This window comes from Anoxybacillus thermarum, from assembly GCF_000836725.1.
In the GTDB taxonomy this organism is placed as follows: domain Bacteria; phylum Bacillota; class Bacilli; order Bacillales; family Anoxybacillaceae; genus Anoxybacillus; species Anoxybacillus thermarum.
Genome location: NZ_JXTH01000091.1, coordinates 1 through 6,857, shown reverse-complemented (window position 1 = coordinate 6,857; position 6,857 = coordinate 1). Strand labels below are relative to the sequence as shown.

The 6,857-nt window shown below is 41.2% G+C and carries 7 protein-coding genes; 1 reads left to right on the top strand and 6 read right to left on the bottom strand.

All coding sequences use genetic code 11. The features are described from left to right. Nucleotides 1-411: 411 nt before the first annotated feature. From copZ to LH47_RS13825, 3 genes are read right to left on the bottom strand one after another with little or no spacing between them, the layout of a single operon-like run. Nucleotides 412-615, bottom strand: a complete 204-nt coding sequence (gene copZ, locus LH47_RS13835; RefSeq protein WP_042535809.1) for a copper chaperone CopZ — start codon at nucleotides 613-615, stop codon at nucleotides 412-414. 21 nt (nucleotides 616-636) lie between these two features. After that, nucleotides 637-3,033 carry a heavy metal translocating P-type ATPase gene (locus tag LH47_RS13830; protein ID WP_043968501.1) on the bottom strand — a complete coding sequence of 799 codons (2,397 nt, stop codon included), beginning with the start codon at nucleotides 3,031-3,033 and terminating at the stop codon, nucleotides 637-639. 17 nt (nucleotides 3,034-3,050) lie between these two features. Beyond that, a complete protein-coding gene (locus LH47_RS13825; protein WP_043968499.1) occupies nucleotides 3,051-3,362 on the bottom strand; it encodes a metal-sensing transcriptional repressor in 312 nt (103 codons plus the stop codon). A gap of 187 nt (nucleotides 3,363-3,549) precedes the next feature. Here LH47_RS13825 and LH47_RS13820 point away from each other — a divergent pair, with 187 nt between their 5' ends. Continuing rightward, the gene (locus tag LH47_RS13820; RefSeq protein WP_043968497.1) at nucleotides 3,550-4,257 is read left to right on the top strand and encodes a cytochrome c biogenesis protein CcdA; all 708 of its coding nucleotides are present in this window, start codon (nucleotides 3,550-3,552) and stop codon (nucleotides 4,255-4,257) included. 79 nt (nucleotides 4,258-4,336) lie between these two features. Here the strand turns inward: LH47_RS13820 and LH47_RS15655 are convergent, their stop codons facing one another. The 3 genes from LH47_RS15655 to LH47_RS13805 form a co-directional block, all read right to left on the bottom strand. Beyond that, nucleotides 4,337-5,575 (bottom strand): TlpA disulfide reductase family protein, encoded by a 1,239-nt coding sequence (locus LH47_RS15655; RefSeq protein WP_235341165.1) that lies wholly within the window; start codon nucleotides 5,573-5,575, stop codon nucleotides 4,337-4,339. 173 nt (nucleotides 5,576-5,748) lie between these two features. Beyond that, nucleotides 5,749-5,946: an SHOCT domain-containing protein gene (locus tag LH47_RS13810; RefSeq protein WP_043968495.1), complete on the bottom strand. Its 198-nt coding sequence runs from the start codon at nucleotides 5,944-5,946 to the stop codon at nucleotides 5,749-5,751. A gap of 24 nt (nucleotides 5,947-5,970) precedes the next feature. After that, on the bottom strand, nucleotides 5,971-6,588 hold the full coding sequence (locus LH47_RS13805) for an urease accessory protein UreH domain-containing protein (protein WP_043968493.1): 618 nt from the start codon (nucleotides 6,586-6,588) through the stop codon (nucleotides 5,971-5,973). Nucleotides 6,589-6,857 lie beyond the last annotated feature (269 nt).

Below are 6,857 nucleotides of genomic sequence, written 5' to 3'. Positions count from 1 at the left end.
TCCTCCAAAAGGGCCGCCAACAAGACAGCGAACACCTTTTGAAGAGTTCTGACTAATTGTTCCTCCAGCTCTTTTAATAAAGGCCATTCTGTGGTAAAATGTTTCATGGACTCTCTCCCTCCTGTTTTATTGATGTTGGTCATCACCATCATAGCAGGGAGAGAGTCCTTTTTGCATGACATTTGCTTTTTTCTACCGCGCTTCGCTTGGTGGCCCCGACGAGCGTCGCGAACAAAAGTTCGCAACCCTCGTCGGGGAATCATTCCTGAATGTCACCCACAAATATTTTACTCACACAGAAAAAAACTTGCTCTAGTCAAGAGCCCGTTTAAGCCGCTACAATTAATCGTTGCGTGCTTGATTAAAAAGAAGGGTGCCCCATCATTTTGGGGACACCCTCTCTCTTTCATGTTACTTCACATTATATCCTTGCTCTTCAATCGCTTCTTTCAGTTTTTCTACGCTTACTTTTGTTTCATCATAATCTACATCGACTGTACCTTCTTGCAAATGTACTTCGACGCGGCTGACGCCATCTAACGTTTGAAGTGCATTTGTCACCGCCGCTTTGCAATGTCCGCATGTCATTCCTTGTACTTGTAATGTAATCGTCATCATCCATTCCTCCTTAAATGTTTATATTTTCACGCGTTTCAAACGAAGCGCGTTTGTCACAACCGATACAGAGCTAAATGCCATCGCTGCCCCAGCGATCCAAGGTTCCAACAGCCCGAGAGCGGCTACAGGAATGCCAACTGTATTATAGAACAAAGCCCAGAACAGATTTTGCCGAATGTTTTTCATTGTTTTGCGGCTTAACTCAATCGCTTTCGGAATATGGGCTAAATCCCCACCGACCAAGGTAACATCGGCCGTTTCGATCGCGACATCCGCTCCTGTGCCAATCGCCATCCCAATATCCGCTTTCGCAAGAGCTGGAGCGTCATTAATTCCATCACCGACCATCGCGACTCGTTTCCCTTGTTTTTGCAATTCCTCGACGATTTTCGCTTTGTCTTCCGGCAGCACCTCTGCATAGACATGATCAATGTGCACTTGGTTTGCGATCGCTTCCGCTGTCCGTTTATTGTCTCCCGTTACCATGTACACTTCGATACCCATTTGTTTTAATGTTTGAATCGCTTCTTTGGAGCTTTCTTTTACTGTATCCGCGACAGCAATGATGCCGGCAAGCTGTCCATCGATAGCAACGAGCATGACTGTTTTCCCTTGTTTTTCAAGCTCTACCATTTTATCTTCATGCACAGAAATCTCTACAGAGCGCTCCTTCATCAATTTTCGCGTTCCAATAAGGATGCTTTTTCCGTCAATGACAGCTTCAATTCCGTGGCCGGTAATGGCAGAGAAATGCTCCAATGGCTTAATAGAAATTGCTTGTTTCTTCCCGTATTCAACAATCGCATGAGCCAACGGATGTTCCGAAGCGCTCTCGGCTGAAACGGCATAGTCAAGCATGTTTTCTTGGAATTGTAACACATCTGTCACTTCCGGTTTTCCTTTTGTCACTGTTCCTGTTTTATCCAGTAATACGGCATTGATTTTATGCGTTCCCTCTAGGTACTCACCTCCTTTAAAGAGAATTCCTTGTTCTGCCCCTTTGCCTGTACCGACCATAATCGATGTCGGCGTGGCAAGACCGAGCGCACAAGGACACGCAATGACAAGAACGGCGATGGCCACTTCAAGCGCTTTTGCCAAATCACCCGGCGCAACAAAGAAGTACCATATAATGAATGCAACGACAGCAATTCCTACAACAATCGGTACGAAAATGCCGGAAATGGTATCCGCCATCCGCTGAATCGGGGCTTTCGACCCTTGCGCCTCTTCAACGATTTTAATGATATTGGCCAGCGCGGTATCTTTTCCGACTTTTTCGGCACGAATGGTCAGTACACCATTCGTATTCATCGTCGCCCCGATCACATAGTCGCCTTCCTTCTTATCAACTGGAATCGATTCACCAGTAATCATCGATTCATCTACGGAAGATGCCCCGGCGATGACCGTACCGTCTACCGGGATTTTTTCTCCTGGCTTGACAAGAATCGTATCGCCGATCACCACTTCCTCGAGCGGAACCTTTCTTTCCTCCCCATTACGGATGACAGTCGCTTCCTTTGCCTGAAGGCTCAACAGCTTAGAGATAGCTTCTGTTGTTCTCCCTTTCGCAAGATCCTCAAAGTATTTGCCGACAAGCACAAGCGTAATCAAGACGGCGCTCGTTTCAAAATATAATCTTGGCATATATTCATGATTCCCAATCGTCCGAAAAGCTTCATACAAGCTGTAAAAGTACGCGGCTGATGTTCCAAGCGCTATGAGAACGTCCATGTTAGCGCTCTTGTTTCGTAACGCCCGGTACGCCCCGACATAGAAGGGACCGCCGATGTAGAACTGAACGGGTGTAGCTAAAAGAAGCTGGAACCACGGATTCATCAGCAGATGCGGCATCGGCAAGCCTATATCAAACGGCATATGGGCAAGCATCGTATAAAGCAGCGGCAACGATAAGATGATAGAAATCGCGAGTTGCCGTTGTTTTCGTTTCAGCCGCTCTTCTTTCCGGCCAGCATCGTCTTGTTCTTCGTTTCGAATCTGCCCCTTGTACCCAAGCTTTTTGATTTTTTCTAAAATGTCTTCGACAGATGTAACGCCTTCCTTGTATTCGACAACAGCACTGTTTGTCGCCAAGTTTACAGCAGCGCTTGTAACACCTTCCATCCGATTTAACCCTTTTTCAATCCGTGTCGCACATGCCGCACATGTCATTCCTTCAATATCAAGCGTCACTTTTTCTGTCGCAACGCCATACCCCAAATTCTCAATTTTCGTTTCGATATCGGCGATCGTTTGCTTCGATGGATCATATTTAATCGTTGCTTTTTCCATTGCCAAATTGACATTGGCTTCTACTCCATCCATCTTATTTAATACTTTCTCAATCCGATTGGCACACGCGGCACATGTCATGCCGGTCACTCTAAGTGTGACATGCTTTTGTTCACTCATAATGCTTCCCACTCCTTTCACTTTGAGAACTGTTTAATGACATCCATTAATTCGCGAATGGATTCTTCTCCGCTTCCTTCGCGAATCGCTTTCGACACACAATGGCCAACATGACGTTCTAGCAAGTTCAATCCTACTTTATTTAACGCTGCCGTGATCGCTGAAATTTGCACTAAAATATCAATACAATAACGATTGTCCTCCACCATTTTTTGCACACCGCGCACTTGTCCTTCAATGCGCTTCAAGCGCTTGATAATGCTTTCGATTTCCTGTTCCGTTCGTGGAACCATTTTTTTATCCATATTATGATCTTCACAATGGTTCATAAAACATCACCTCTTCAATTACATTATACCGGTAATGGGTATAAAGCGCAACTAGGATATCTCACAAATCATGTTCGCCAACAATCCATAATAAACACTAAGTAGGAAAAATCCAATTTTCCACAAAAAATTCACAATTTTATTTTACAGTATCGTTATCAAGATTGAAGAGAGAGGATCGATCAATATGAACGATATCAATGTATTTCTAGCTTTCGGAGCGGGATTACTGTCTTTTATATCCCCTTGTTGTTTACCGCTATATCCAGCTTTTTTATCTTACATTACTGGGGTATCCGTTGATGAAATAAAGAAAGAAAATGGGATGCTTCAAAAACGCGCAATACTCCATACATTCTTTTTCTTGCTCGGTTTTTCCGTCATCTTCATCGCTATTGGTTTTGGTACTTCTGTAATAGGAAAACTATTCGTTGATTACCAAGATTTAATCAGACAAATTAGTGCCTTGTTCATTATCTTTTTTGGTCTCGTCATTTTAGGTGTATTTTCACCTTCCTTTATGATGAAAGATAAACGGTTAGTTTTCCGCAACAAGCCTTCCGGTTATTTTGGCTCTATTTTAATTGGCATAGGATTCGCAGCGGGCTGGACTCCCTGCACAGGTCCAATTCTTGTATCAGTGATCGCGTTAGCAGCTACCAAACCGAGTGCAGCTATGTTATATATGTTCGCATATGTATTAGGGTTTGCTGTACCTTTTTTCATCATGTCATTTTTTATCAGCAAGTTGAATTGGATAAAAAGATATAACGCTGTCATCGTCAAAGTCGGAGGGGTTCTTATGATTATCATGGGAATTATGCTGTTTTTTGATTGGATGACAAAGATCATTATCTTTTTTACAGGTTTGTTTGGTGGGTTCACAGGTTTTTAATATACTCCCGAAATCCCCCCTTGAGTGAATAGCAACAATTCTTGTTACTGTCCACTCAGGAGGGATCATTATTTAGTTTTTATTGAATATTCGAGATCATGCGATCCATCGTTTCATAAGACATAGGACCTATATACTTATCTCTAATAACCCCGTTTTTATCGATGATATACGAAGTGGGGATCGTTATTGCACCGTATAGATTTCCAATTTCCCCTTGCTCATCAAGCACAACTTTAAATGTCACTCCCTTATTTTTCACAAAATCGTTCACCGCATCAGGACCTCTTTCGCTATTCGTTAAGTTGACTGCTAAAATTTCTACATTGTTATTTTTATTGTTTTCGTAGAACTTTTGCATTTCTGGCATTTCAGCTCTACAAGGCGGACACCAAGTAGCCCAAAAATTCAATATCACCGTTTTTCCACGCAAATCAGACAATTTTATTTTATCCCCTGTAATTGAAAGTAATTCAAAATCCGGGGCAACTTCTCCTTTATTCGTGCCGATTTTTCCCGAATCCAATGAAGTAGACACGATCGGCTTTGGTTTGATCTTTCCTTCTTCCTGTTGATTGTTAAAAACAGAAGCTACAGCAATACTTACCATCATCACACCTAAAGCGAGTTGGGTCATTGCGTTTCTCCGCCCCTTGTTCTCGTCCCCAAGAGCCGCTTCTCTTTCTCGCCTCTCTAACCAATATGAAATACATATAAAAACGATAACGAGAGAGCCATACAACCATACTTCTTTTGATATGATTCCTGTATTTACAAAATATTTTTTATACAGGGCTAGTTCGAATTGAATGAGATGGAACCATATAAGAAGTTGCAATAAAGTTTTTTGAATTTTGACTCGTGATGCTACTATAAAAAAACAAATCGCTGCTATTGCTTGCAAAATGATGAAATAATTTTGGGAATTTTCCATTACTCGAATCCATGCAAAAGTACTAAAATAGCCAAAATATACCGGAACTACTGCTCGTGTGTAAGAAGCCACAGGAATATTCTGCTTTTTTACGTATAACCAAGTATAGACCGTGATAAAAACAATCCCCATACTAATGCCAACATATCCCCCGTTAAAATAAAGGATTGTCATCGGATTTTGTAAAACTGAATTCGGATGTAAAAAGACATAACTAAATTTCCAAATGAGTACACCGTTAATAAAACTGTTAAAAATTAAATCCATGATGTTTCGTTCTATTTTTAATATCTTAATGCCGTAATAAAACATAACATAGCTAATCAGTAAGCTGCTTACGAGCAAAAGATTTTCGCCTTGAACTACAATATTGCCGAATTGCAATACGCATCCCTCCAAAATTTTATGTAGTTGGCTTATTATAAATAAAAAATATGAATTTATTATGGAGATAAAAAGAAGTTGTTGACAATGCAATCAACAACTTCCTTCATCTATATGAAATGAAAAAAGGGGGGAGCAATGGTAAATCGCATCTCCTGTATACAATATAACGACTACAATTTTTTGGATAGCTGTTCAAATTCATCTAAAGAGATCTCTCCTTTGGCTAATCGTATTTTCAAGATTTCCATCGGAGAGAGTTCTTCTTTACGACCATTGATAAAACGATATAAGAGATAAAAACCAACGGCGATTAATACAACCCAAAATAACATGATCCCAACCATCATGAAAGAACCGCCAAACATCATTGAGTTTCCCTCCTTTTCCTAACTTTAAAACCAATAAGTGATCGTATCTAATATACCAAGTAAAACCATCACGATTCCGGCTGTTTTCTGAACAATCCCCCCTACTTGTCTTCCTTTTTTCATTACAGTGCCGCTAAATCCTAAGTACCAAAGGATAAAGATAAAGAAAATAACAGGTACAGAAGTTCCAACGGCAAAGATGCTCGGTAATAGTACCCCATAAGACGTTGAATAGACGAGAGGCATGAGAGTGACAAAAAATAGCACAAACATCGTTGGACAAAAAGCTAATGAAAAGCCAAATCCCATGAAAAACGAACCGATTTTTCCTTTTCGCCATCTCTCAGGCACTTTGAACAAGGTAACGTTCCAATACATTTTAAAAAGCCCTAACAAATATAAGCCTACAAGAATGAGAATGGGACCAATAAGCTTTCTTAACCACGGAAAATACAATGTTAGCGTACTTTGAATCTCTTTCCCCATCAGCCAAACGATGAAACCTAAACCGGAAAAAGCAATAATTTTACCAAAAATAAATAGGAGCAACTCTTTCCAAGCCATTCCTTTTTGCAAAGACTGATTACTGTATAATGTGATCGCTCCTAAATTACGTGTGAGTAAAATATTTGTGGGTGACATTCAGGAATGATTCCCCGACGAGGGTTGCGAACTTTTGTTCGCGACGCTCGTCGGGGCCACCAAGCGAAGCGCGGTAGAAAAAAGCAAATGTCATGCAAAAAGGACTCTCTCCCTGCTATGATGGTGATGACCAACATCAATAAAACAGGAGGGAGAGAGTCCATGAAACATTTTACCACAGAATGGCCTTTATTAAAAGAGCTGGAGGAACAATTAGTCAGAACTCTTCAAAAGGTGTTCGCTGTCTTGTTGGCGGCCCTTTTGGAGGA

Excerpts from the sequence above, each read along its gene's own strand:
- copZ (WP_042535809.1), bottom strand. The coding sequence starts at position 615 with ATGACGATTACATTACAAGTACAAGGAATGACATGCGGACATTGCAAA.
- LH47_RS13830 (WP_043968501.1), bottom strand. The coding sequence starts at position 3,033 with ATGAGTGAACAAAAGCATGTCACACTTAGAGTGACCGGCATGACATGT.
- LH47_RS13825 (WP_043968499.1), bottom strand. The coding sequence starts at position 3,362 with ATGAACCATTGTGAAGATCATAATATGGATAAAAAAATGGTTCCACGA.
- LH47_RS13820 (WP_043968497.1), top strand. The coding sequence starts at position 3,550 with ATGAACGATATCAATGTATTTCTAGCTTTCGGAGCGGGATTACTGTCT.
- LH47_RS13810 (WP_043968495.1), bottom strand. The coding sequence starts at position 5,946 with ATGATGTTTGGCGGTTCTTTCATGATGGTTGGGATCATGTTATTTTGG.
- LH47_RS13805 (WP_043968493.1), bottom strand. The coding sequence starts at position 6,588 with ATGTCACCCACAAATATTTTACTCACACGTAATTTAGGAGCGATCACA.